Origin of the sequence: Bradyrhizobium sp. 155, from assembly GCF_023101105.1 — a bacterium.
In the GTDB taxonomy this organism is placed as follows: domain Bacteria; phylum Pseudomonadota; class Alphaproteobacteria; order Rhizobiales; family Xanthobacteraceae; genus Bradyrhizobium; species Bradyrhizobium canariense_D.
The window spans coordinates 2,124,278-2,147,725 of record NZ_CP064704.1; the positions used below are offsets into that span (position 1 = coordinate 2,124,278).

Here is a 23,448-nt window from a genome sequence, read left to right on the forward strand (position 1 = left end):
TCGGCAGGCGAACGTTCGAACAGAAGTTGCGGTTCCTATGCAGCGTCGCTCAGCCCGGATGTTGAAGGGAGCGGCAGGCGGGAATGACCGCCGTTCGCAGTCAGCCAGCGGTGAGCAAAGAACAACGCGGCGCCGGTATAGAGTAGGCCCATGGGCACCCACATCAGGATGCCGGCGAGCTGCTGGTCCTCGAGTGCCGAGAGGCCGAATTCCCCGGCGAGGGCGCCCTGGCCTGGGATCCACAGCCGCGGCGACACGGTCAGCAGAGCTCCGAGCACGCCGGAATGCAAAATGGTGATGAAAAGGCACGCGACAGCGATGCCGTCGCGAATTCGAGTGCTACGGCCCTGACCGCGGCCATGCAGCAGCACCCACCAGAACAACAGCGCAGTCGCGAAGAAGCTGATGTGCTGGAGACGATGGATCGCCGTATTCTCGAGCGCCCACGCATATAAAGGCGGTGCATGCCAGACCCAGAGCGCTGCGCCGTGCAGGATGGTCGCGCTCATGGGGTGGCTTACAAAACGCCAGGGCCACGCCAATATCGGCAGATCGAGCATGCGGCCTGCCGCCGGGCGAAGCCGGGCCGGCAGGCTCCACAGCAGAGGACCATTGATCCGGGCGAACGCCATCAGCGGTGCCGCGACCACCATCAGCAGTTCGTGCTCGACCATGTGCGCGGTGAACAGACGCTCGCCGAGCCAGTGCAGCGGCGAGGTCACGGCAAGTGCGGCCACCAGCCATCCGGTCCAGAACGCGGCCACCTGGCGGAAGCTGACGCCACGGCCACCACCTGCATGATGCCAGAGCCGCTGCGTTCCGACATAGAAGCCGATACCGACGGCATAGAGCGGGGCCATGAGCCAGGGATCGTAGCTCCACAGCGAACCGGGATCGACATCCGATAGTCCGTGCGCATCGGCCGGCGCCGCGAGCAGCGCGAGCAGCAGTGCTGCAAAGCTCAGCGCAGGCATGGGCTGATCATGAGCGAGGCGGCGAACTGGTTCGCAATCACCAGCGCAAATAACACGCCGGAGCCGACGCCGAGCCAGGCCATGAACGTTCGTGGTCCGCCACCCCGCGCATCGGCCCATTCAGCCCCCGCGCCGCGCCGAACGGCGCGGGCCGAAATGACAGTGCCTGCCAGCGCGACGACAGCCAGAACCGCGCTCATGATCGCGCCGCTGAGCCTGGTCTGTTCGCAGGAGAAGTGCGCGAGCACGTAGACGCCCTGCAAGTTGATACCCCACGCGATGGGCCCGAGCGCAACGCCGGCCCAATAAAGCAGTCTGGAATGTCGATCGGCTGCGGTCATAGGCGTGGCACCCAATCGAGCAAGACATAGAGCGGCAGCCAGGCGAGCACGACGAAGTTCCAATAGAACACGTTGTCGGTCACGTCGCTGAACCGGCGCGGCTTCGCATGGCGCGTGAACATCAATACCGCCAGCACGACCGTGTCGCCGACATCGGTGGCAAGGTGGGTCGTGTGCAGCCCCAGAATGAGCCAAACAATGGAGCCGTAAGCTGAATTGTCCCAGCGGGTGTTGAGATGCGCGAACTCGAAGCCGCGCAGCACCAGCAGGGCAATGCCGATCAGGGCCATCACGATGAGTCCGGTCCGCACCTTCGCGAGATCCTGCCGGTGTGCGGCGCGGTTGGTGATCTCGTTCGGGATGATGCTCAGCAGATAGACCACGACTTCGGCTGTGCCTGGCCAGAGATCGGGCGGCGAGGCGCCGATCGGCCAGCTTGGGTTGACGGCGTAGAGATAGAGATAGGCACCGATGGCAATGGCAAAGCCCATACCTTCCAGCGCCATGAAGCCCATCGCGCCCCACCACGGTCCGCTGCGCGGGCCGTAGCCGTAAGTCGGCAGTTCAGCGACATTGCGGACGATGGTCTGTCTCACTCCTCGTCCTCCTTGCTGCCGCTCGGCCAGAACCAGCCGATCAAGGTGACGGCCATCGGCGGCGTGCCCCAGAGCACCGCCCAGGGCGTGAAGATCGAGCCGATGAAGAACACGGTCGTTGCGATAGCTGTGAGCAGTGGCCAGATGCTGGGTTCGGGCGAAGCCTCGCGGATCTGCGGCTCGGCTTCCGCGAGCGACGTCAGCAGGACCTCGCGCCGCTCGGCGCTCAGACCCGCGACCACGGGCAGGCTCTCGCTATCGGCCCACAGCGGATCGCGGTGCTTGACCACCGGAATGCGGTCGAAATTCTGCGGCGGGGGCGGCGATGACGTCGCCCATTCCAGCGTGGAGGCATCCCAGGGATTGTCGCCTGCGAGCGCGCCCTTACGCAAGCTGTAGACCACATTGACCAAAAGCAACGCGAAGCTGAGCGCGAAAATGAGAGCACCACCGCTGGACACGAGATTCAGGTGCGCCCAGTCCATGTCGGCGGTGTAGGTGTAGACCCGGCGCGGCATTCCGATCAGCCCGAGGATGTGCATCGGGAAGAAGGCGACGTTGAAGCCGATGAAGGCGAGCCAGAAATTCCAGCGCCCGAGTCGCTCGCTGAGCATGCGGCCGGCGATCTTGGGAAACCAGTAGTAGACCGCGCCGACCAGCGGGAACACAGCGCCGCCGATCAGGACATAATGGAAGTGGGCGACGACGAAATAGGTGTCGTGCACCTGGGTGTCGATCGGGACCGAGGCGACCATGACGCCGGACAGCCCGCCGAGCACGAAGATCACGATGAAGCCGATCACGAACAACAGCGGGGTCCGGTAGACCGGACGCCCGTCCCAGAGCGTTGCCAGCCAGCAGAAGATCTGCAGCCCGCTCGGCACCGCGATCAGCATACTGGAGGCTGTGAACAGGGCCGCGCCGAGTTGGGGCAGGCCCGTGACGAACATGTGGTGGACCCAGAGACCGAACGACAGGAAGCCGGTCGCGATCAACGAGAGGATCACCACGGGATAGCCGATCACCGGCCGTCGTGCGAACGTCGCGAGGATCGCCGAGACCATTCCCGTGCCCGGGATGAAGATGATGTAGACCTCGGGATGGCCGAAGAACCAGAACAGATGCTGCCAGAGCAGGGGATGTCCGCCCGAGGAGGAATCATAGAAGCGCGTGTTGACGAGGCGATCCAGGATCAGTGACGTCGATGCGACCATGATCGAGGGCATCGCGAACATCACAAGGAAGCTCGTCACCAGCATGGCCCAGACGAACAGGGGAATGCGGTCGAGCGTCATGCCGGGCGCGCGGAGCTTGAACACGGTCACGATGATTTCCACGGAGACGGCGAGCGCCGCGACCTCGGTGAAGGTGATCATTTGCGCCCAGACATCCGGGCGCTTTGTCGGCGTAAATTGCAGCGAGGAGAGCGGGACATAGGCAAACCAGCCAACGTCGGGGCCGACATTCAGCGCAAAGGAAATCCAGAGAAAGCAGCCGCCGAACAGAAACATCCAATAGCTGAAGGCGTTCAGTCGCGGAAAGGCGATGTTCCGCGTGCCGACCATCAACGGCACCAGATAAACGGCGAACGCCTCCATGACCGGCACGGCGAACAGGAACATCATCGTCGAGCCGTGCATCGTGAAGACCTGATTGTACTTGTCGGCGGAGAGAAACGTCTTCTCCGGCCCGGCCAGCTGAATGCGCATCAGGACCGCGAGGAGGCCGCCGAGGAGCAGGAATACGAACGCCGTGATGATGTAGCGGCGGCCGACCACCTTGTGGTCGACCGACGTCAGCGCGCCCATCCAGCCGGACGGCGTGCGCCACACTTTCTCCAGCTGTGTGGAAAGTCGAAGGCCGTTCAGGACGTCGTCCCGCAACTCATTTGGTTCAGCGGCGATGCTCACTTGAGCTGCTCCAGATAATGAATGATGGCGATCATTTCATCCGATTGCAGCGGCATCCTCGGCATGAGATTGCCGGGCTTGATGTGCTGGGGATCGGCGATCCAGGCGCCGAGCGTGGCCGAATTATTCGGCAACGTTCCCGCCGCGATGGTCGTGCGGCTGCCGATATGCGTGAGATCCGGGCCGAGCTGCCCGCCGGCCAGCGTGCCGCTAATGTTGTGGCACAAGGCGCATCCGCGCGCCCGGAACAGAGCCTCGCCCTGCTTGCCGAGCGGATCGGCAGGGCTGTTGGCGCTCTGGTTTTCATGGTGGCGCCAGCGGCCGAACTCGTCGGGTGACATCGCGATCACGGCAAATGCCATGTGGGCGTGCTGGATCCCGCAGAACTCGGCGCATTGCCCGCGATAGATGCCCGCGTTCTTCGCCGTGAATTGCAGCTCGTTCTTCTGCCCGGGGATCAAGTCCATTTTGCCGGTCAGGCTCGGCACCCAGAAGCTGTGGATCACGTCCGCCGATTCCAGCTCGACCTTCACCGGCTGGCCGGTCGGGATCCGGATCTCGTTGGCCGTCACGAAACTCTGCTGCGGACTGTCGGCCTCATAGCGGACCTCCCACCACCATTGGTGGCCGATGATCTTGAGGATGTGGGCTTTCTCGTCCTTGGCAAAGACGGTACGTTGTCCGGCATAGCTCACGAAGGAGAGACCGAGCACGACGGCGGTGGTCGCAATCCCAAGCGCGAGGATGACGCGCCCGGAGCATTCCTCGAAGGCTTGGTGAAGGTCAAGCGGCCGATCAGCCGAACGTTTTCGCCGCATCATTCCGATGCAGAGCGCGATCACGACGGCGGTCCAGACGACCGCCGACACAGCGAGGAAGATGAACAGCGTGTGCAAGATCTGGTCGGATTGCAGCCCTTGCGGATCGAGCGCCGATTGCCGGCCCGCACACGCCGTGAGCGGCCAGATCGTGCACAACACCAGAACCCTTCGCACCCAGACCTGCATTGACGCCTTGTCGCACTCCGCTTCACAGGCGGAACCGGGCAGGCCTACAAAGGTTCCTATCCGCTAATCGGAGCGATGGGCCGAAGAGGGATGTCCGACATCAATCATCGGGCTAGAATGGCCAGCCCTTCACGGCGATCACGATCGCCGCATCGCCAGCGGCCATCAGCAACAGGACGGCGAGACTGGCGATGATTGCGCCCGGCTGGGCAAGCACGCGCAACTCTCCGAGCATGTGTCGGCTCCAAAAAGCAGCAATGCCGCGATGACCCTGAGGGTTCCTGCGGACACGCCGGGCGTTGACGTGCGAGCGCCGGAACGAAGGCCCGAGATCGCGCGTTCCTGCGACGAATTGAGGGTTCACGTGCCGCGCTATCATTTTGATCTGGTCGACTCCGAGACCGTCGCCGACGAGGGAGGAGCTGAATTGCCCGACGACATCGTGGCGCTGGACGTTGCCGAGGAGATCGCGAAGAGGCTCCTTGCGGAGCGTCCCGAACTCAGGAATCGTCATTTTTCCATCCTGGTCACGAACCAGCAGGGTGAGGAGATCGGGAAAGTGCCACTGGATGTCCTGCACTGAAGTCGCGGCCTGACATGGCGTTGAGGATCGGAGTGATCTCGGATACGCACGGCCTTCTCAGACCTGAGGCCGGACGCCGTCTTGCAGGGGTGTCGCATATCCTCCACGCTGGTGATATCGGCGCGCCGGAGGTTCTGGAGAGGCTTTGCCGAATAGCGCCCGTCACCGCCATCAGGGGAAACGTCGATGTCGGCAGTTGGGCGAGGCGCTATCCCGAAACCGAAACAGTGCACCTCGGCGCTCGTTGTTTCTACCTCCTTCACGATCTCAAGGCGCTCGCCATCGACCCCGCGGCAACCGGTGTGAACGTGGTGATATCAGGACATTCGCATCGGGTGCAGGTCAACACGATCAACGGAGTGCTTTTCCTGAATCCTGGAAGCGCCGGTCCAAGGCGATTCAACCTGCCGATCACGCTGGCAACGCTCGATCTCGATGAGGGCGGCGACCTGCGGCCCACCATCCATGAGCTCGACGCGTGAACGAAGCGCATGCGTAGCAGCTAGTGGGTATTCGACTTTTGCCATCGCTCCAGATCAATCGGGGGACGCTTTGGGTCGATCTGCTCCTTCTCGGGATTTCCCTGCCAAGGCTGGTCCGTCTGCCGGTGGGTTGGCAAATCCGTCTGCTGTCGCGGATCGTCGACCGGTGTTTCTCTCGGGTCGTTTTCAGGCGCTTTCGCTTTCGGCATAACTTGTCCTCTCTGCGATCTGTCGGTGTGGTGGCACGCGATCAACGTACGCCAGCGATCCCGCCATCATCAGCTTCCGGGTGCCGTCCTTCTCCGTTTCCCGCGATAGAGCCTGGACCATGAACAAAAAGCCTTCCGTATGAACTGCGGGGTCAACACGGGCAGGAATCGTTCGTTCCTAGGGGCATGCATCAGCATCGATCAGGAACGACCGCCGCCCCATCTCATTGCCAGCGCATGAGGTCGCGAGACCGAAACAAGGAGCATGCAATGTCCAAATTGCCCCCCATACCGCCAGAGCAGCGCAGCGACAAGGGACCCGGATCTGATCCCAGGATCGAGACGGATGAAAGAGTCCCCGACCGCGAGAACTTCGACACCCAGGGTCGTCACGGCAACATCAAGCAGAACACGACAAACCAAGGCTACCAGCAGGACCGATGAATGCCACACAAGAACTCAGACAGTGAACGCTTCGGTGGTCCGGGCTCCTCGCGGCAGGATCGCAAGCACCCCGAAAAGGGAGGTCGCGAGCATGAGCGCCCTGCGCCCGGAACGGCTACCAACGACCGCAAATCACACGTCTCGGGAGGCGGTGGTGAGCGCGATCAACATCACACGCACGACGATCGTGAGAGGAGCTGAGCAATGGCTAAGACAACTTCGAGCTTGATGCTGATCGCGTTCCTGGCGACCGCGTCGATAGGGGCCGCCTCGGCGCAGAGTGGCGGTGGCGGCGGTTCGGGAGGATCGGGCGGAGCAAGCGCGAGCAGCACGAGCGGCGGCACCGGCGGTGCCACAAGCCCTGGGTCGGCAGGCCTTGGGTCTGCAGGAGCTACAAACCAGACGGGCGGTGCATCGCCCAGCCTGGGCAATCCAGGCGACGCGGCCGCGGCTTCGCGTGGCACGACGGCTACCGGCACGAACACCGCTGGAACGGCCCAATCGAGCGGTGGCGGGCCGCGAGGATCGACCACCGTCGGGCGGGCCGGCAATCCCGCAGGGGGGACCAGCAGCGGACGGATTGACGGAACTGCGACACCCGGTCCGTCGATCCCGGGCGACGCCGAAATACGCTCGGAGAACTCTCAGGATTCCCACGTCGATCGAAAGATCAAGAGCATCTGCAAAGGCTGTTAGATCGGCGATCAGGACGCCGGGTTTTCCGGCGTCCAATCGAGGTCGTCCTCGCTTCGAGGTTCGGGGTCGGGCGAGCAGGGCTTGATCTTCAGGTCATCCTCGAGCCTGGGCTGACCCCCGCCGCTTTCGACCAGACCGGCGTCTTCGGCCTTTTTCAGGGTTTCCTCTTTGGTTGAAAACGTCCGGCTCAGTTTTTCGCCGTCCTTGAACAGGGCATACGCCATATTGGCTCCTCGCGATTGGAATCATCGAAGACTTTGACGTGGGCGGACACACACGGCCACCGTCGCTCCTTTGTCGCTTGGTGAAGCTCTAGCCGACTTCCCTGAGATTGCTCAGGATCGCCAGGTGACGCTGAATGATCGGCGGCGACATCTATGCGACCTGCTGTTCGCCGGGGTGCCATCTGATCGCAAATACGACGTGGAATCTCCAATGTTGGATTCACAAGACGCTGCGACCGTTTCGAACGTTCCTATCGCCGCCGTAAGCAGCCGGGCGATGCTCCACCTGATGTCGGCATCCTGGCACGAGCCCGCAGGTTATTGGCACGGGAAGTGCGTCATGATCATAGGAACGGCAGCACTGAGGACGGTTTGTCCATCATCCAGATGCCGACCGGCGCACGAGCAAAATCATGCAACACAGAAATTCACGCAGCTTTCCGATTTCCGCGGGCGTCCTTCTCGGGCTTGGTCTGGGCGGGTTTTTTGACGGCATCGTGTTTCATCAGCTGCTGCAATGGCATCATATGTTAAGCGGCTGGTATCCGCTCAACTCCATCGACAACGTCAAGCTCAACACGACCTGGGACGGCATCTTCCACAGCGCGGCCTATGTTGTTGTGCTCCTCGGCCTGTATGTGCTGTGGCAACGGGCGCGCGGGTCTGACATCCACTGGTCGCGCGGCCAGTGTCTCGGCGCGGTGTTGCTCGGTTGGGGCATCTTCAATCTGGTTGAAGGCGTGGTTGACCATGAGGTCTTCAAGCTGCACCAGGTGAATGAGACCGTGCCTCACGAGCAGCGCATCTTCTGGGACATCGGCTTCCTGCTATGGGGTGCGGCCATGTTGGTCATCGGCGCCGCCATGACACGCGCCGGCACGCAAGGGAGGGTCCATGCGGAAAGCAGTCTACAGCCTCGCTAGAGAGACCTCGCCAGCTCTGGTCTATGCCATTTTTATATTGCTGCTGATGCTCGCTACAGCACCGGCCTTTCGCATCGTGCTGTTGGGTGTGTCGCTGGATGATCTTCTGCAACTACGCTGCTTCAATCCCGGCTGATGCGCGGTTATCACGCCTCATGTCTTCCCGGAGGTAACATGGTCGAGTTCAGGCTTCCGAAACACTCCCGCGTCGAAAAGGGAAGGATCTGGCCCAAGCCGGACAGCAAATCGTTGCGCGAATTCCAGGTCTATCGCTGGAATCCCGACGACGGACGCAATCCCCGGCTCGACACCTACTTCGTCGATATGAGCGATTGCGGGCCCATGGTTCTGGATGGTCTGATCTGGATCAAGAACAACATCGACTCCACGCTGACATTCAGGCGGTCCTGCCGCGAAGGCGTGTGCGGCTCCTGCTCGATGAATGTCGCCGGCCAGAACACGCTCGCCTGCACCAAGTCCATGAGCGAGGACGTTCCGAACGGCGAGCCGCTGCGCGTGCTGCCCTTGCCGCATCAGCCAGTGGTCAAGGACCTCGTTCCCGACCTGACGAATTTCTACGCACAGCTCGCATTGATCGAACCTTGGCTGCAAACCGTGTCACCCACACCACCGAAGGAATGGCGACAGAGCCATGAGGATCGGGCCAAGCTCGACGGGCTCTACGAGTGCATCCTCTGCGCCTGCTGCTCGACATCTTGTCCAAGCTACTGGTGGAATTCCGAGCGTTTCCTCGGCCCAGCGGCCCTGATCCAGGCGGCCCGCTGGGTCAATGACAGTCGCGACGAGGCGACGGGCGAGCGCCTCGACAAGCTCGAAGACCCCTTCAGGATTTATCGCTGTCACACCATCCTCAACTGCGCGAAGGCGTGTCCCAAGGGCTTGAATCCGGGCGAAGCCATTTCCGGATTGCGCCTCAAGATGGTCGAACGGAAGTTCTGATCGGGGACGGACACTCGCGCATAAAGGAACGATGGCTGCGGGGTAGGCTTATCGACCAAACTGGAGGCGCCTGATGGGCAAGAAACAATTCGCCGCGTTGCCGTTCATGCTGAACAATTCCGAATTGCGCGTGATGCTGATCACGACCAGGCGCAAGCGCAGGTGGAGTGTCCCGAAGGGATCGCCGATGCGCAAGACGGAGCCGCACCGTACGGCTGCGCTCGAGGCGTACGAGGAGGCCGGTCTCGTCGGCGTCACCGCAAAGCGCGCGCTGGGCTCCTTCAAGCATCGCAAGCGGAAGGGTGATCGCAAGCGGACCATGAACGTTGCCGTCTTTCCCATGAGGGTCCACGGGCAGGAGCGCTGGTGGCCGGAAAAGGGAGAGCGTGAAGCAATCTGGGTCTCGCCGAAGACGGCGGGCCGTCTGGTGCACAAGGCGCAGCTTCGTCGTCTAATCGCCCGCTTCGCGGCGCAGACGGAGAAGACCGCCCCCTCACCGCTGAGCGATGGCATGGCTCCAGGAACCCGCGTCTCGTCCAGTTATTCAAGGTAGATGAACCAGCAACCGACCGGACTCGCATTCGAGGAGCGACCGCCTCATGAGGTCTTGGCCGCGGCGATCAAGCGACGCTGCGCGATCCTGTTCGTCGGCGCCGGCGTCTCGATGGCTGTCGGCCTGCCGTCCTGGCAATCTCTGATCGACCATCTGCTGGATGACCTTGGACTTGAGCGCGACGTGATCGCTGGGATGCACGGCGGCTATCAGATGCTGGCGGAGTACTACCGGCTGAAGCGCGGCGGAATCGGCCCGCTCCGCAGCTGGCTCGACCGCAACTGGCGCGTCGACCCGGACAGGATCGCGGCCTCACGGCTCCACCGGCTGATCGTGGAGCTCGATTTTCCGACCATTTACACCACGAACTACGACCGCAACCTCGAGACGGCCTTCGAGGTCCTGGAAAAGCCCTATGCCAAGATCAGCAACGCAAAGGACATTGCAAGCGCCCGTTCCGGCGTCACGCACATCATCAAATTTCATGGCGACTTCGACGACGATGCCTCGCTCGTCTTGACCGAGACCGACTTCCTCAACCGGCTCGCGTTCGACTCGCCACTCGATATCCGGTTTCGCGCCGATGCCTTGGGCAGCACGCTGCTTTTCATCGGATACAGCATGTCCGATCCCAACATTCGGCTCCTGCTGCATCGGATTTGGCAGAGTTGGGATGAGTCCGGGCACCGCCAGGACCGACCGAGGTCCTTCGCGTTCGTCACGCAGCGCAATCCGGTGCAGGAGGCTGTATTGGCGAACTGGGGCATCACCACCATAGCGTCGCCTGACGGCGTCAGCCCAGATGATGGTGTCAGCCAGTTTTTGCTGGACATCCGCCGGCGTATCGAGCGAGAGAGCTAAAGCGGTCCCTGGCGCGCCTTGAGCGTTTGCTCTGCTGCCGCGGGGCCGCTCGGCTCAGCGGCGGGATCGGTCAGAAGGAGGATCGATGACCAGTCTGCACCTGGGCCGGTCACCGATATCCCCTATATCGCCGTGCATAGGCATAGCGAGGATTGACGCCGCAATAGGCGTGCGTTCCCGATGCAGTCGCCATGCACTGAGCGTAACTGGCGAACTGGCAGTTGCCCGGATAGCCCCAGACGCGGCCCTGAAGACAGTAGCGGTCTTGTGCGACGGCCGCCGTTGGGGAGCCGAGGCCCGTCACGAGCGCGAGAGAGGCGGCGGCCAGGAGCAATCGATGCTTCATGGAAATCTCCATTTCAACATTGAACGTGCCTCGTGAAGCGGCGTTCCAAGTGCAACGTTTACCGACTCCTCTAATTGCGACCTGAACGCGATGCGGCCCCGGCGAGGAGAGGATCTCACCGAGGCCGCTCTCATGCGCGCAACAGCAAGGGCGCGCTTTGGAGGATTGCTAACCGCGAACCGCTAGCGACGCGGCGTGGCGCCGTTGGACGGTGGGGTCGTTTCGTTGCGCATGCCGGAAGGACTGGAAGCACCTTGTCCGCCCCGCTCGACATGGGTGATGCCGCCGCCGCCGCCGGTTCCGCCTGAGCCGCCATCTCCAGCTCCAGCACCGCCTGCGCCTGCGCCGCCAGCCCCGGCACCAGCGCCCGCGCCGCCGCCAGCACCGCCTCCGGCCCCACCACCGGCGCCGCCTGCGCCACCACCGGCGCCACCGCCAGCACCTTGCGCGAACGCTGCGCCGACTGAAGCGCCTGCAAGCATTGCTGCCGTAAAGATCGTCAGGATTGTCTTACGCATCTGTCTTCTCCTTGAGGTTTCGATGTCGGATCAATCATGTGAAGCATCCACCGTTCCTAGCCGTGCAGCGTGATCAAGCTCTGTCGTCGACGACTCCGCGTCGATATTGCGAAGGCACGGCAACTTCGTCGAACCGTTGGGCGAGAGCATCGAGAGCCGCGCGCATCTGCGGCCCCTGCATGGCCGCGCCGTGCCCCGTGACGACGATCTCCGGAGCGAGTGCGGCAAGTGCGCGCACCGATGTCTTGGCGCTTCCCCAATCGGGGGTGAAATACATCGGGGGCCCGTGCATCTCCGGCGTTTGCGTCACTGCGGCGTAGACGGATTCCTGCCGCGTCGTGATGAAGGCATCGCCGGCAATCAGCACGCGGTCGCGTTCGCGCCAGAGCGAGATATGCCCTGGGGTATGGCCGGGGGTATGGATCCACTGCCATTCCGGCATGAAGGGCACGCTGTGATCACAGGGAAGATCATAAAGGCGCGATGCGACATCCACCGGCTTTGTCGGGAAGAGCGGAGAGAGCCGAGCGAGCAGCCCGCCACCGACGCTGGGATCGGCCGACGGATAGGATTGGCTTCCGTCCAGATAGGGATGCTCGGCCGCATGGGCATAAACCGGCACGTGCCATTCATTCCGTAGCGTTTCGAGCACGCCGACGTGATCGAAGTGCCCATGCGTCATGACAATGCAGGAAGGCCGGCCGTTTCCTCCAAACCGGGCTTTCGCGGCGGAGCGGATGGCGCCAGCCGATCCGGGAATGCCGGCGTCCACCAGCACCCAATTGCCGTCGCCGGCGTTTTCGAGGCCAACGAAAATCACGTTGACGATCGCGAGCTGACGATAGGCACGTCAGCGACGATCTGCCGCGTGTTGTCATTGCGGTCGAGGTCGGATTGCGCGTGCTCCGCGTCGGCGGAAGAGGGAAGCGGGATCTGCGTCATGTCCATTCAAGTCCGAGTTGGTCAGCTCACTAGCGCTCGATTGTGCCGATCCGCCGGATCTTCCTCTGAAGCAGCATCACGCCGTACAGCAGCGCCTCCGCGGTCGGCGGGCAGCCGGGCACGTAGATGTCGACCGGCACGACACGATCGCAGCCGCGCACGACCGAATACGAATAGTGGTAGTAACCACCGCCATTAGCGCACGACCCCATCGAGATGACGTAGCGTGGCTCGGGCATCTGGTCGTAGATCTTGCGAAACGCCGGCGCCATCTTGTTGGTGAGCGTGCCCGCGACGATGATCACATCCGACTGGCGCGGCGATGCGCGCGGCGCGAAGCCGAAGCGTTCGGCGTCGTAGCGCGGCATCGACATCTGCATCATTTCGACCGCGCAGCAGGCGAGCCCGAACGTCATCCACATCAGCGACCCGGTTCGCGCCCAGGTGATCAGCTCCTCCGCGCTCGCCGTGAAGAAGCCCTTGTCCGCAAGATCGTCGCGGATCGTCATGAAGAACGGATCGGAAGTGTTGTCGGGCCGTCTCTCGCCCGGACGGCCAAGTGCAGGCCGGCCAAGCGGAGGGCTTGGGTTGCTAATTTGCGGAGAGCTGTTTGTCATTTTGTTCCTGAGCGCTGCGGCCGTTTGCCGATGCGACCACGCTCCGGAAACCCGTCGGCTGTATGCAGCGTTCCTGCGGCGGTAGAGGATTTGTGTTCTGTTATCGCAGGTTAGCCTCGGGTCCGGCGGCCGGAACCCAGCGTCGGCGTCACGGATCACTCTAGGAACGATCCACCGAAACTGCGGTTGGCGGCGACAAGGCCGGTGAAATGGAGGAACATGAAATGACGAACGCAGCCCGCGATACATTCGTGGTTGGATTACGCAATGCGCATGCGATGGAAGTGCAGGCGCGAGAGTTGATGGAACGTCAGTCGGAACGATTGGACGAATATCCCGAGGTCAAGGCCAAGGTTGCCGCCCACCTTCAGGAAACCAACGAGCAGCTGAAGCGGCTGGAGAGATGCCTGGAAGCCTGCGGGGAGAGCACCTCCAGCCTCAAGGATACGACGCAATCCATGATGGCGAACATGCAAGCCATGGCACACTCTGTCGCCGGCGACGAGATTCTCAAGAACACATTCGCCAACAATGCCTTCGAGAATTTCGAGATTGCTGCATACAAGTCTTTGCTCGCCCTCTGCGGCGCCGCTGGGTTCGCGGAGGCCAAGGAGCCTCTTGAGACGTCGCTGAAGGAGGAGCAGCGCATGGCCGCCTGGATCGACTCGAACGTCGAGAAGGTGACAATGGAATATCTGGCGCATCAGCGCCAGGCGGCCTGATCGCACTCCACACCCACCACGGCGAGACCGGCGGCTTCGGCCGCCGAGTCCGCCTGCGGTCATATCGGCTCGCAGGACCGGAACCCTCTTATCCACGTTTGGCTGTAATGGCGCACATCATTTTCAGCGACTACCGTAGTCCCGCTGCCGAACAGGCCTATGAGATCGCGTGGGACTTTCTGGCCCGCAGCGGGGCGATCCACGATGAGTTCGAGGCGTGCGTGTTTCTGGCCCAGCGCATCACCATGATGGTCGAGGAAGGCCAGGAAAACCGGATCCGGATGGCCAATCGCGCGATCTCCGAATACCAGTACCATCTCGAGAACTTCTGCAAGCGGGCCCGTGGCGCGGCTGCTACACGGGCTTGAGAGTTCGCGCGGGTTCCGCGCGTTCCTCGGCTCGTTCTGCCGTTTACTGCCCATCGGCGATCGTTAGCTGTCCGCGTGCCCCGGTACGTCCGCTCCTGCGCGGTGCAATGGCCGGAACAAGTGCCGGCGCTTCCCCGGCCATGCGCATGGCGAAATAGGCGATCGTCGCCTTGAGACCGTCTTTGAGCGCCACGCGCGGGCGCCATCCCAGCGCTCGAACGGCTGTGTCGATCACCGGTTTGCGGCGCTTTGGATCGTCCTTCGGCAACTCCTCGAATCGGAGCGGCGAGATTGACTCCGTATACGCCAGCACGTCCCGCGCAATAGCCTCGATGGTGACCTCGTGGGGATTGCCCAGATTGCACGGACCAGTAATCGAGGATGGACTCTCCATGAGCAGCTGGAGGCCGCGCACGAGATCGTCGACGAAGCAGAAGCTCCTGGTCTGCGTACCACCTCCATAGATCGTGATCGGCTCTCCGCGAAGCGCCTGCACGATGAAGTTGGAGACCACGCGTCCGTCATTCTCCAGCATACGGGGTCCGTAGGTGTTGAAGATGCGCGCGACCTTGATTTCGACGCCGTACATGCGATGGTAATCGAACATCAGCGTTTCCGCGGCCCGCTTGCCCTCGTCGTAGCAGGCCCGGGGCCCGATCGGATTGACGTTGCCGAGATAGGTTTCCGGCTGGGGATGCACTTCGGGATCGCCGTAGACCTCGCTGGTCGATGCCTGCAGCACCCGGGCGCCTTTCCGTTGCGCGAGCTCCAGCATGTTGATGGTGCCGAGCACGCAGGTCTTCATCGTGCCGACTGGATCCTTCTGGTAATGCCTGGGTGAGGCTGGGCAGGCAAGGCTGTAGATCCGGTCGATGTCGCCCTCGATCTCGATGGGATCGCGCACGTCGTGTTCGATGAAGCGAAAATTCGGATGATTGAGCAGCGGGCGGATGTTGTCGATCCTTCCCGTAAACAGGTTGTCGAGGCAGATCACGGTATGACCGCGCTGCAAAAGCGCATCGCAGAGGTGGGATCCGATGAAGCCGGCGCCGCCGGCCACCAGAACGGTGGGAGAGCGGCGGGACGCGTTGATGCGGGTCTGAACTGTCATGTGCTGCCTTTCAGATTTGAGCGACCTGCATGGGACGCGAGGCGGGAAGTTGCGGGGCTTTCCGGCGGCGGCGGACCGACGCCTCGGCGTAGTAGGTCTCGACTTGCCGGGCGCGGTGGTCGGAGGTGTGGTCAGCCAGAACGCGGCGCCGTGCGTTTTCCGCGATCGTGCGCCTTTGCTCCTCGGGCATGTCGCGCAGGATCTCCACGACGTCGCGGGGGCTCGATGCGAGCAGGATTTCCCGGGAAGGCTCGAAGACGGTCTCGATTCCAGGCCACCGGTCCGAGATGACGGGCGTGCCGCACGCGGCCGCTTCGAACAACCGAACGCTAGGCGAGAAGCCGAGCGCGCGCATGTCGGCGCGGGTGGCGTTTAGCGTAAAGCGTTGCTCTGCGTAAAATCCCGGATGATGTTTGGGCGTGAGGTGCTCGATCCGGGCGACATTGGCGGGCCAGACCACCTCATCGGGATATTGCGCGCCGGCGACGACGAATTGCTCGCGTGAGAGAGTGCGAGCAGGGGCGAGCAGCAGCTGCTCCAGAACCGGCTGCCGGTCCTCGCTGTAGGTTCCGAGATAGCCAAGTGCCCATTTCTTCTCCGCGCGTTGCGGCGCGTAGATGTCGGTGTCGGCACTGCAATACAGCACCCGAGCCAGCGGACTGCCATAGTTCTCCTCGATCATGCCGGGCACCGGGCCGCCGGCAAAGGACAGGTAAAGGTCGAAGCGCGGGATCATCGCCGCGGACAGATAGTTCAGGCCCTGCTCGAGCTTCGCAAGCGTGACAGGCGTGTCAATGTCGTAGAAGGCAGTAATCCCCCGGGCGTGGGTCGTGATCCATTCGGAGATCGCGATGCCGTCGGGCACGTAGGAGCCGATGACCACCAGATCGGCATCCCGGATCATCTTTCCGAAACGCTGCGGGATGTCCTTCAAGGATTGGTAAAGCTCGACAGTCCAACCGGAAGGCTTGGCAAGATCACGATGCTCGCGATACCAGGGGACGTCGCGTTCCAGAAACGTGACGTGGTGACCTCGTCGTGCCAGGGCTTCGATCAGGGCGCGATAGGTCGTGGCATGACCGTTGCCCCAGGACGAAGTAACCGAAAGACCGACGACGACGATGGTGAGGTTCATTCTGCTGCCTCGATTCGCGAACTGCTTGCGGCAAAGAGATCGTTGAACTGGCGGGCGCGCTGCCGGTAGGTGTGATGGCTCAGAATGCGCGCACGAGCGCGCGCTGCGATCGCCTGAGCCCGCTCGGGGCGCAGTGCGGCAAGATGCTCTGCGACCTCCGCCCCGCTCGCGGCCACCAGCACCTCGCGATCTGGCTCGAGAAAATGATCAATGCCGTCCCACTGGTCGGTGATCAGGCAGGCTCCGGCACCGATGGCCTCGAACACGCGCGTTGGCGGCGAGAAGCCGTAGCGCGCCATGCTGTCGCGATTGACGTTCAGCGTAGCCAGACCGGAGCCGAAGAACGCGTTGTGGTCGCCGGTCCCGACATGCCCGACCTTATGCAGATTGGATGGCGTGTCTTTGGAGTCCCACCCCGATCCACCGAGCACGAACGTTTTGTCGGGCAATTGGCGCGCGACGTCGAGAAAGAACCGCTCGACGCGCTGCTCGCGGTCCGGGAGGCGGTTTGCCAGCAAGCTCAGATCGCACGTGAAGTGTGGATTGGGCGGCGCCGGAAAGTGCGTGGCGGGGTCGAGCGCATTGTAGATCGGCACGCAGTCTCGCGCGCCGATGCCGCGATAAGCGGATACGACAGCACCGCCGCCGCCATAGGTCAAAACCATGTCGTAGGATCGGATCGCATGGCGCAGATGATGGTCTGGATTGTCCGCCACGGACTCCAGCGTCGCGGGGGCATCGACGTCCCAGTAGATGCGCATTGCATTCGACGGAATGTCGGCGACCGCGTTCTCCAGCTCCCGATCGAAGACGCCGACGCCGCTGGCTTTGACCAGCATGTCGGTCGAGCGGGCGGCTTCCTCAAGCGAGCTACGCCAGCCCTCGGGCGTCGCGGCGTAGACCACCACCTTCGCCCAGTCGGGATCGTCGATGTCGCGATGGGCCTGGCGCTCGAAGGCATCGGGCTCGAAGAATGTGACGTCGTGGCCGAGGGCCGCAATCTCCTTCAGCATGCCGCGGTAATAGGTGGCGGCACCGTTCCAGTAGGATGAGACGAGGCTGGATCCGAAGAAGCAGATCTTCATGCGGAGGCTCCGATGTATCGCAGGGGCTGTGTCGCGTGGCTTGAAGCCCTGAGGTCCTGCACGATGCCGACAAGCTGCTCCGCCCGGTGACGGCAGGTGTGACGCTCCTTGATCGCTCGGAGTCCAGTCTCCACCGTGGCTGACCATAATTCCCGGTCATCGAGGAGCGCACGAAGCGCCCGCTTCATTGCGGTGCCGTCGGAGGCGCTGAGATAGGCACCTTCCGGGAACAGGCCTTCCGCGTCCGACCAGGGGGCCGAGACCATTGGAATGCCGCACGCCATCGCCTCGAAGATGCGAATGGTCGGAATGCCCGGTAGCAAGCGGACATAGGGACCGCGGGGGACGTGGACAGTCGCGCGTGCGCCGGCGAAAGCGATGGGAGCCCAGTGTGCGGGCAGCCAGCCGCCATACCGAATGCCCCCCGCCTGAATGGTCGCGAGGGCTGCGTCCGAATAGCGGACGCCATAGACGCCCGCGCGCAGCTTCAGCTCGGCCACGGGTTCGACCAGAAATTCGTTGAGCTCGGCGCTGCGTTCGCCGTCGCCCCAATTGCCGATCCAGACGACATCGTCGCTGCGCTCGATATGCGGCAGCGGATGATACAGGGCGATGTCGGCCGCCTCGTGCCAGGTGAAGGCTCGGTCCGCCCAGCCGAGCTTCAGATATATTTGGCGAAGGACCTCGCCGAAGGCGAGCACACCGTCGAAGCCGTCGAGGTCGAACTGCGCGAGTTCGTCCGGTGCGCTGACGGCGCGATGATGGGTGTCGTGGAACAGCAACGTGAAGGGCGCGCCGTGAGCCCGTCTCGATCCGATGTCTGCGATCAGATCAGGCGAATTCCATTCGTGGACGATGACGAGATCGGCGCCGTGCAATGCCTCATCGAGATCAAGGGAGGCGTCGTAGCGGCGGATGCCGATGCCGGGAAACAGCGTTGGAATATCCTCCATCGTCTGACTGCCACCCTCGCGGATCGCATTCAATCGGCTCCAGCCGTCGATCGGCTCGAACACGACGACCTCATGACCGAGCGCGTGAAGTTCGCGGGCATAACCGCGCAGGAAATGGGCATTGCCGTTGTTCCAGCAGGAGGTGAACGCGTGATAGAATAGAACGCATTTCATGCGCGTACCTCCATGGGGGCAGGCGCGTGATGGACGGCAAGCAGCTCCTCGTAGAGGCTGAGATAGGCGCTCGTGGTTCGGGTCAGCGAGTAGGTCAGGGAATGCTCAAAGGCGGCACGTTGCAGCCTCACCCGCTCGCGATCGTCGGTGCACAGACCTGCGAGCGCTCGATGCAGCGCCTTGCTGTCGGTGGGATCGACGAAGAGCGCGGCCCCGCTCCACAATTCCCTGAAAGTCGGAATGTTGGACAGGACGAGAGCGCATCCCGCCGCCGCGGCTTCCAGAACGGAGAGGCCGAACGGCTCATAGAGCGCGGGGCTGGCGAAGATGCCGGCCTGCCGCAAATGCGCGCGCATGACGTCGTGAGGCAAATGCCCGAGCCAGGTGATGGAAGCCGAAGGGCACTCATCCGCCGGGCCCGCGACCTGAACGGGCCAGTCCAGCCCAGGCGCCGCGGCCGCCAGGACCTCGATGTTCTTGGCGCGGTCCCAGAGCCGGCCCGCCGCAAAGATCACGTCTTGCTTCCGTCCCGCAAAGCCCTGAGGGCCAATTCCATTCCAGATCACGATGCCGCGCGAGCGAGGCCGATAAATTTCCGCAATGTCATCGTGGAAGGACTGGCTGGGACAAACCCAGGCCTGTGCCGTGTCGAGTGCGGCCGTTACCCGTTCGGTGTAGCTGCGCCATTTCGGTTCGCGGAGCCAGCTCGTATCGTGGCAGGCGTGCCCCCAGGAGTTGACGCAGGAATGCGCGACGACCATCACAGGAGCGCGCCAGGCGAAGGCCGCCTCGCGAAAACTATTGAGGTGAACGACGTCAGGCACGATTCCGGCCTCGAGCTTCGCAAGGACGCGCCTGGCCTGGACCAGATCTTGGCCTTCCGGATCCTGCCATTCGAGTGCAAGGTCCGTTTCGATCAGGCGGACCCGCGAACCACGCAGCATCTCTAGCTGGCCGGCCTGCGCGCGCGGGCCCATCGTCACCAGGGTAACGTCGGCGCCCTTCGAAGCAAGGGACGAAGCTAGAGAAGACGAGTAGGTCCAGACGCCTCCGACAGTATCGGTCGTCATCAGGATTCTGAGCTGCGAGCTGCGGCTCATGATGCCACCTGCAGTTCGAGAGCCTCGAGCGGGACCGGGCGATCGTTCTGCACGTCGCTGAACTGGTCGAACATCGCGAGATAGTGCCGGTGTGCGCGCTCCCAGGCGAAATCGTCGGGCTCGCCCCACAGCTTTCGATAATCCGGCGACCCGGGATAGGGATACAGCGGGACCGGATCGTTGGCCCAGATGCCGGCATCCTGCATGGTGCGACGCCAGCGCTGCACGATGGGGTCATCGTCCTCGGGGACTTCGATCAAATTGGCCTGGACGAAAGGAACGTGACGGCGCGCTTCGACCAGCCGTTCGGCAAGCTGGTCGGTCGTCATCTTGCAGTTCTTGGCGAGCGCGGCGCGACCCTCGACGGTGAGGCTTTCGATGCCGGCTTCAATCGAGACGCAGCCGGCGCGGCCGAGCAGAGCCAGCATGTCCGGCTTCCAAAGGTCGATGCGGGTCTGCACCCCGAACTTCAGTCCGCGTGTGGTCAGCCCTTCCAGCAGCTCCGCGTTCGGAAGGAAAATCTCGTCGATGAAATAGACATATTCGATGCCTTGACGGCGCAGACCGTCGATCTCTTCGAGAACGATAAGGGGGGGCCGCTTGCGGTAGGCGTTGCGAAAGTTCTCCTTGGCGCAGAACGTGCAGTTGTACGGACATCCCCTGGATGATTCGACCTCGGCGCCTGGCGCCTGCGGCTCGGCTTCGAAGCGGTGATGGTGATGGTGGTGTCGCCGGATCATCTCCTCCGGCCAGTCGAGCGGCGGCTGATCCTTGAACGCGACGGCCTGCGGGCCGCCATTGACGCGGAGCGATGCGCCATCGGCAAAGCACAAGCCCGGAAAGTCCCGTTCGCCATTGGCTAGACGCAGCAAGGACGCCTCGCACTCGCCCATCACGACGATGTCGGTGCCGAGCTTTCGAAGCGCCGCCCTTGGCACGGTCGAGCCATGGGGACCCACCGCGATGAGGATCGGAGCCAAGTCGCGCACCGCCATCGCAAGCTCCTGCGGAACGCGGAGCTCGGGAGGGGCGCAGCGCCAGAACAGATAGGTCGGCGCTGTCGTGATGACGATCTGGTCGGGGCCGAACGCGCGCAGCTCGGCTTCGATCTCGGTGAGAGAAAGGTCAAACATGTGGGCGTCGAGCAGCAGCGTCTTGTGCCCGGCCGCCTTCAGGTAGTGCTCGGAGATCCCGAGTTCGAGCGGAAGGTGAGGCGATCGGCAGCCGAAATAGATGCTGCCGCCAAAGTCCCAGTTTGGGTTGATGAGGGCAACACGCGTCATGCGAGCGCCTCGCGGTTGTCTTGTGACGATCCGAACCGGCCGGCCAGCCAGGTGTGAAGGGATCGGAGTCCGTCTGCGAATGAAATCTGAGGTGCCCAGCCGAGCGCGCTGGAGAGCGCGCGCGTGTCGGTCACGTACCAGGGCTGATCGCCGGGCCTCCAATCGGCAAAGCGATAGGCCACCTTGCGGCCGGTCAGATCGGTGATGCGGTCGATCAATTCCAGCAGACTGATCGCGTTGGCCGGACCACCGCCGAGATTGAATACGCGCCCACGGGCGAGCGCGATGCCATCGAGCACGGCGAGCCAGGCCGCGGCCGCGTCGGAGACGTGAAGCGCATCGCGGACCTGATGGCCGTCGCCATAGATCGTCAGCTCTTTGCTGCGGATAGCGCTGAGCAGGAAATGCGCGATCCAACCCTGATCCTCGGTGCCGAATTGACGGGGCCCGTAGATGCAGCTCATGCGCATTACCACGGTCTGGAGGCCGTAGACCCGCGCATAGTCGTGGACGTATTGATCCGCCGTTCCCTTGGAGCATCCATAGGGGCTGTAAAAGTCGAGCGGCGCATTTTCCGAGATGCCGGCCGCCAGCAGGCCGCTTTTCGGCGTGTAGCGGCGGCCGGTGAGCGCGATGTCGCCATCATCGATCAGGCGTCCGTAGACCTTGTTGGTCGAGGCGAACACGATCGGTGCGGCGTTGTTGTGGAGGCGCACGGCTTCGAGCACGTTCAATGTGCCACGCGCATTGATCTCGAAATCGGCGGCCGGATCGCTCACGCTGTCGGTGACGGCGACCTGGGCGGCCAAGTGCAGCACGGCGCGGGCTTCGCGTACGGCGTCGATCACCGGGATCGGCTCGCGAATGTCGGCCACGGTGATTGTGACCCGGTCGCCATGCCGGGACTTCAGCCACTGCGCATTCTCCCGCACGCCGGTGCGGGCGAGGTTATCCAGGATCAGCACCGGCTCGCCGCGCTCCGCGAGGCGGTCGGCGAGGTTGCAGCCGATAAACCCGCAGCCGCCGGTGATCAGGACGGGTCTGTTGTCTCGTTCACTCATCACGCGACCAATCCTCGTTGCTGCAGCTCCTTGGTGGCTCGCTCCGCCTGATCGTCGGCGATCTGGTCGGCGAGATATTCCGCCAGCTCTTCGAGCCCGTCCCTGAATGCGACGCGAGGCTCGAAGCCGAGCACGTCGCGGGATTTTCCCATATCGGCGAAGCAGTGCCGGATGTCCCCGGCGCGATATTTCCGCGTCAGCTCGGGCGCAATGTCGCGGCGCCCCATGACTTCGGCCAGATCCTCCGCGACCGACAAAATGGTGCGACTCTGACCAGAGCCGACGTTGAAGACGTCCTGCGCATGCTCCGCCTCCAGCGCCATCCGGCAGGCGCGGGCGACGTCATGGACATGGACGAAGTCGCGGCGCTGCCGGCCATCCTCGAACACGAGGGGAGGACGGCCGTTGAGCAGCCGGGCGGCGAAGATGGCCAGTACGCCGGTATACGGATTGGACAGGGCCTGACGTGGCCCGAACGCATTGAAGAAGCGTAGCGCCACCGTCGGAATGCCATACGCCTTGCCTGTGATCAGGCACATGCGCTCCTGCGCATATTTGTTGAGCGCATAGATCGAGCTCAGCGAAGGCTGCTTTGTCTCCGGCGTAGGGACGGGATCGAGCGGGTTGCCAGCGGCATCGCGCAGCTCCCAATCGCCGCGGCGAAGCTGCTCGACCGCCCGCTCCTCGCAGGCGACCACGCTCTGATCGGCGCTCCGGTAAAGGCCCTCGCCGTAAATACTCATGGACGAGGCCACCACGAGCCGCGCGACCGGGCGCTTGGATAGTGCTTGCAACAGCACGGCGGTACCGAGCTCGTTGGTTCTGACGTAGGGTTCGATGTCATACATGCTCTGGCCGACGCCGACCGCTGATGCGAGATGCAGGACCATGTCGGTGCCGCGCAACGCATGATCGACCGCGAGAGCGTCGGTGACGTCACCGACGACGAGCTCCGCGTCTTTGGCAAGATAGGCGGGACGCTGGCGGTTGCCTCCGTGGACCTGCGGCGAGAGATTGTCGAGCAGGCGGACTTCGTAGCCGGCCGCGAGCAGCGCGTCCGCTGCATGCGATCCGATGAATCCCGCACCTCCAGTGATCAATACTCGCGTCATTCACCGCTCCGTGCCGCCGTAAGATCGATCCTGCGGGATCAATCCGTGATGAGAATGAAAGCGCGCTGCTGTTCTGGTCGAGCGACCGGCGCGCCAGTCACATTTGGAAGTAGAAGCGGTGCAAGGAATGTTCGTTCCTGCGAAACCTACAAACGAAA

The 23,448-nt window shown here is 63.0% G+C and carries 29 protein-coding genes and 1 pseudogene; 10 read left to right on the forward strand and 20 right to left on the reverse strand.

Features of this window, described 5'->3' with window-relative positions; translation table 11 throughout:
* Window positions 1–35 precede the first annotated feature (35 nt).
* The 6 genes from IVA93_RS10255 to IVA93_RS41140 form a co-directional block, all read right to left on the reverse strand.
* Complete coding sequence (locus IVA93_RS10255) at window positions 36–974, reverse strand: cytochrome c oxidase assembly protein (RefSeq protein WP_018460400.1); 939 nt, start codon at window positions 972–974, stop codon at window positions 36–38.
* Window positions 962–1,315 (reverse strand): hypothetical protein, encoded by a 354-nt coding sequence (locus IVA93_RS10260; RefSeq protein ID WP_018460399.1) that lies wholly within the window; start codon window positions 1,313–1,315, stop codon window positions 962–964. Before IVA93_RS10260 ends, IVA93_RS10255 begins: the two co-directional genes overlap by 13 nt.
* The gene (locus IVA93_RS10265) at window positions 1,312–1,911 is read right to left on the reverse strand and encodes a cytochrome c oxidase subunit 3 (protein ID WP_018460398.1); all 600 of its coding nucleotides are present in this window, start codon (window positions 1,909–1,911) and stop codon (window positions 1,312–1,314) included. Before IVA93_RS10265 ends, IVA93_RS10260 begins: the two co-directional genes overlap by 4 nt.
* Window positions 1,908–3,821, reverse strand: a complete 1,914-nt coding sequence (ctaD, locus tag IVA93_RS10270) for a cytochrome c oxidase subunit I (protein WP_018460397.1) — start codon at window positions 3,819–3,821, stop codon at window positions 1,908–1,910. Before ctaD ends, IVA93_RS10265 begins: the two co-directional genes overlap by 4 nt.
* On the reverse strand, window positions 3,818–4,801 hold the full coding sequence (gene coxB / locus IVA93_RS10275; protein WP_245288577.1) for a cytochrome c oxidase subunit II: 984 nt from the start codon (window positions 4,799–4,801) through the stop codon (window positions 3,818–3,820). The genes ctaD and coxB overlap by 4 nt, the downstream gene beginning before the upstream one ends.
* A gap of 139 nt (window positions 4,802–4,940) precedes the next feature.
* Window positions 4,941–5,063 carry a hypothetical protein gene (locus tag IVA93_RS41140; RefSeq protein ID WP_018460395.1) on the reverse strand — a complete coding sequence of 41 codons (123 nt, stop codon included), beginning with the start codon at window positions 5,061–5,063 and terminating at the stop codon, window positions 4,941–4,943.
* A 30-nt stretch (window positions 5,064–5,093) separates the two neighbouring features.
* Between IVA93_RS41140 and IVA93_RS41145 the strand changes: the two genes are divergently transcribed.
* Window positions 5,094–5,411, forward strand: coding sequence for a DUF6894 family protein (locus IVA93_RS41145; protein WP_231190486.1), 318 nt, complete (start codon window positions 5,094–5,096; stop codon window positions 5,409–5,411).
* A gap of 14 nt (window positions 5,412–5,425) precedes the next feature.
* Window positions 5,426–5,893 (forward strand): metallophosphoesterase family protein, encoded by a 468-nt coding sequence (locus tag IVA93_RS10285; protein WP_026234020.1) that lies wholly within the window; start codon window positions 5,426–5,428, stop codon window positions 5,891–5,893.
* A 20-nt stretch (window positions 5,894–5,913) separates the two neighbouring features.
* Here the strand turns inward: IVA93_RS10285 and IVA93_RS10290 are convergent, their stop codons facing one another.
* Window positions 5,914–6,102 carry a hypothetical protein gene (locus IVA93_RS10290; RefSeq protein ID WP_083926604.1) on the reverse strand — a complete coding sequence of 63 codons (189 nt, stop codon included), beginning with the start codon at window positions 6,100–6,102 and terminating at the stop codon, window positions 5,914–5,916.
* A gap of 270 nt (window positions 6,103–6,372) precedes the next feature.
* Between IVA93_RS10290 and IVA93_RS10295 the strand changes: the two genes are divergently transcribed.
* Complete coding sequence (locus IVA93_RS10295) at window positions 6,373–6,546, forward strand: hypothetical protein (protein WP_162847264.1); 174 nt, start codon at window positions 6,373–6,375, stop codon at window positions 6,544–6,546.
* A gap of 704 nt (window positions 6,547–7,250) precedes the next feature.
* Here the strand turns inward: IVA93_RS10295 and IVA93_RS10305 are convergent.
* On the reverse strand, window positions 7,251–7,466 hold the full coding sequence (locus IVA93_RS10305; protein ID WP_018460391.1) for a hypothetical protein: 216 nt from the start codon (window positions 7,464–7,466) through the stop codon (window positions 7,251–7,253).
* Window positions 7,467–7,879: 413 nt separating this feature from the next.
* Here IVA93_RS10305 and IVA93_RS10310 point away from each other — a divergent pair, with 413 nt between their 5' ends.
* The 5 genes from IVA93_RS10310 (at window position 7,880) to IVA93_RS10330 (ending at window position 10,763) form a co-directional block, all read left to right on the forward strand.
* On the forward strand, window positions 7,880–8,389 hold the full coding sequence (locus tag IVA93_RS10310) for a DUF2243 domain-containing protein (RefSeq protein ID WP_204511969.1): 510 nt from the start codon (window positions 7,880–7,882) through the stop codon (window positions 8,387–8,389).
* A complete protein-coding gene (locus IVA93_RS10315; RefSeq protein WP_157643156.1) occupies window positions 8,361–8,525 on the forward strand; it encodes a hypothetical protein in 165 nt (54 codons plus the stop codon). Before IVA93_RS10310 ends, IVA93_RS10315 begins: the two co-directional genes overlap by 29 nt.
* A 38-nt stretch (window positions 8,526–8,563) precedes the next feature.
* Entirely contained in the window at window positions 8,564–9,349 is a 786-nt protein-coding gene (gene sdhB / locus IVA93_RS10320; protein ID WP_018460386.1) for a succinate dehydrogenase iron-sulfur subunit, read from the forward strand.
* A gap of 73 nt (window positions 9,350–9,422) precedes the next feature.
* Window positions 9,423–9,902, forward strand: a complete 480-nt coding sequence (locus tag IVA93_RS10325; protein ID WP_018460385.1) for an NUDIX hydrolase — start codon at window positions 9,423–9,425, stop codon at window positions 9,900–9,902.
* Complete coding sequence (locus IVA93_RS10330; RefSeq protein WP_018460384.1) at window positions 9,903–10,763, forward strand: SIR2 family NAD-dependent protein deacylase; 861 nt, start codon at window positions 9,903–9,905, stop codon at window positions 10,761–10,763.
* A 109-nt stretch (window positions 10,764–10,872) separates the two neighbouring features.
* Here IVA93_RS10330 and IVA93_RS10335 read toward each other — a convergent pair whose 3' ends face one another.
* From IVA93_RS10335 to IVA93_RS10350, 4 genes and pseudogenes are all read right to left on the reverse strand, one after another.
* Window positions 10,873–11,109, reverse strand: a complete 237-nt coding sequence (locus tag IVA93_RS10335; RefSeq protein WP_083926601.1) for a DUF3551 domain-containing protein — start codon at window positions 11,107–11,109, stop codon at window positions 10,873–10,875.
* Window positions 11,110–11,291: 182 nt separating this feature from the next.
* Window positions 11,292–11,627, reverse strand: coding sequence for a hypothetical protein (locus IVA93_RS10340; protein WP_143273835.1), 336 nt, complete (start codon window positions 11,625–11,627; stop codon window positions 11,292–11,294).
* Window positions 11,628–11,700: 73 nt separating this feature from the next.
* Window positions 11,701–12,569: pseudogene (locus tag IVA93_RS10345) on the reverse strand (MBL fold metallo-hydrolase).
* 29 nt (window positions 12,570–12,598) lie between these two features.
* Window positions 12,599–13,186, reverse strand: a complete 588-nt coding sequence (locus IVA93_RS10350) for a NuoB/complex I 20 kDa subunit family protein (RefSeq protein WP_088930861.1) — start codon at window positions 13,184–13,186, stop codon at window positions 12,599–12,601.
* A 224-nt stretch (window positions 13,187–13,410) separates the two neighbouring features.
* Here IVA93_RS10350 and IVA93_RS10355 point away from each other — a divergent pair, with 224 nt between their 5' ends.
* Window positions 13,411–13,908, forward strand: a complete 498-nt coding sequence (locus tag IVA93_RS10355; protein ID WP_026234016.1) for a ferritin-like domain-containing protein — start codon at window positions 13,411–13,413, stop codon at window positions 13,906–13,908.
* A 107-nt stretch (window positions 13,909–14,015) separates the two neighbouring features.
* A complete protein-coding gene (locus IVA93_RS10360) occupies window positions 14,016–14,276 on the forward strand; it encodes a hypothetical protein (RefSeq protein WP_018460379.1) in 261 nt (86 codons plus the stop codon).
* A 43-nt stretch (window positions 14,277–14,319) separates the two neighbouring features.
* Here IVA93_RS10360 and IVA93_RS10365 read toward each other — a convergent pair whose 3' ends face one another.
* The 8 genes from IVA93_RS10365 to IVA93_RS10400 are packed head-to-tail and all read right to left on the reverse strand — an operon-like array spanning window position 14,320 to window position 23,290.
* Window positions 14,320–15,387, reverse strand: coding sequence for a UDP-glucuronic acid decarboxylase family protein (locus IVA93_RS10365; protein WP_018460378.1), 1,068 nt, complete (start codon window positions 15,385–15,387; stop codon window positions 14,320–14,322).
* A 10-nt stretch (window positions 15,388–15,397) separates the two neighbouring features.
* Window positions 15,398–16,522, reverse strand: a complete 1,125-nt coding sequence (locus IVA93_RS10370; protein ID WP_018460377.1) for a CgeB family protein — start codon at window positions 16,520–16,522, stop codon at window positions 15,398–15,400.
* The gene (locus IVA93_RS10375; protein ID WP_018460376.1) at window positions 16,519–17,607 is read right to left on the reverse strand and encodes a CgeB family protein; all 1,089 of its coding nucleotides are present in this window, start codon (window positions 17,605–17,607) and stop codon (window positions 16,519–16,521) included. The genes IVA93_RS10370 and IVA93_RS10375 overlap by 4 nt, the downstream gene beginning before the upstream one ends.
* Window positions 17,604–18,734: a CgeB family protein gene (locus IVA93_RS10380; protein ID WP_247789760.1), complete on the reverse strand. Its 1,131-nt coding sequence runs from the start codon at window positions 18,732–18,734 to the stop codon at window positions 17,604–17,606. The genes IVA93_RS10375 and IVA93_RS10380 overlap by 4 nt, the downstream gene beginning before the upstream one ends.
* On the reverse strand, window positions 18,731–19,834 hold the full coding sequence (locus tag IVA93_RS10385) for a glycosyltransferase family 4 protein (protein ID WP_247539485.1): 1,104 nt from the start codon (window positions 19,832–19,834) through the stop codon (window positions 18,731–18,733). Before IVA93_RS10385 ends, IVA93_RS10380 begins: the two co-directional genes overlap by 4 nt.
* Window positions 19,831–21,117: a TIGR04295 family B12-binding domain-containing radical SAM protein gene (locus IVA93_RS10390; protein ID WP_018460373.1), complete on the reverse strand. Its 1,287-nt coding sequence runs from the start codon at window positions 21,115–21,117 to the stop codon at window positions 19,831–19,833. The genes IVA93_RS10385 and IVA93_RS10390 overlap by 4 nt, the downstream gene beginning before the upstream one ends.
* Window positions 21,114–22,178, reverse strand: a complete 1,065-nt coding sequence (locus IVA93_RS10395; RefSeq protein WP_018460372.1) for a GDP-mannose 4,6-dehydratase — start codon at window positions 22,176–22,178, stop codon at window positions 21,114–21,116. Before IVA93_RS10395 ends, IVA93_RS10390 begins: the two co-directional genes overlap by 4 nt.
* Complete coding sequence (locus tag IVA93_RS10400; RefSeq protein WP_026234015.1) at window positions 22,178–23,290, reverse strand: NAD-dependent epimerase/dehydratase family protein; 1,113 nt, start codon at window positions 23,288–23,290, stop codon at window positions 22,178–22,180. Before IVA93_RS10400 ends, IVA93_RS10395 begins: the two co-directional genes overlap by 1 nt.
* Between the last annotated feature and the right edge of the window lie 158 nt (window positions 23,291–23,448).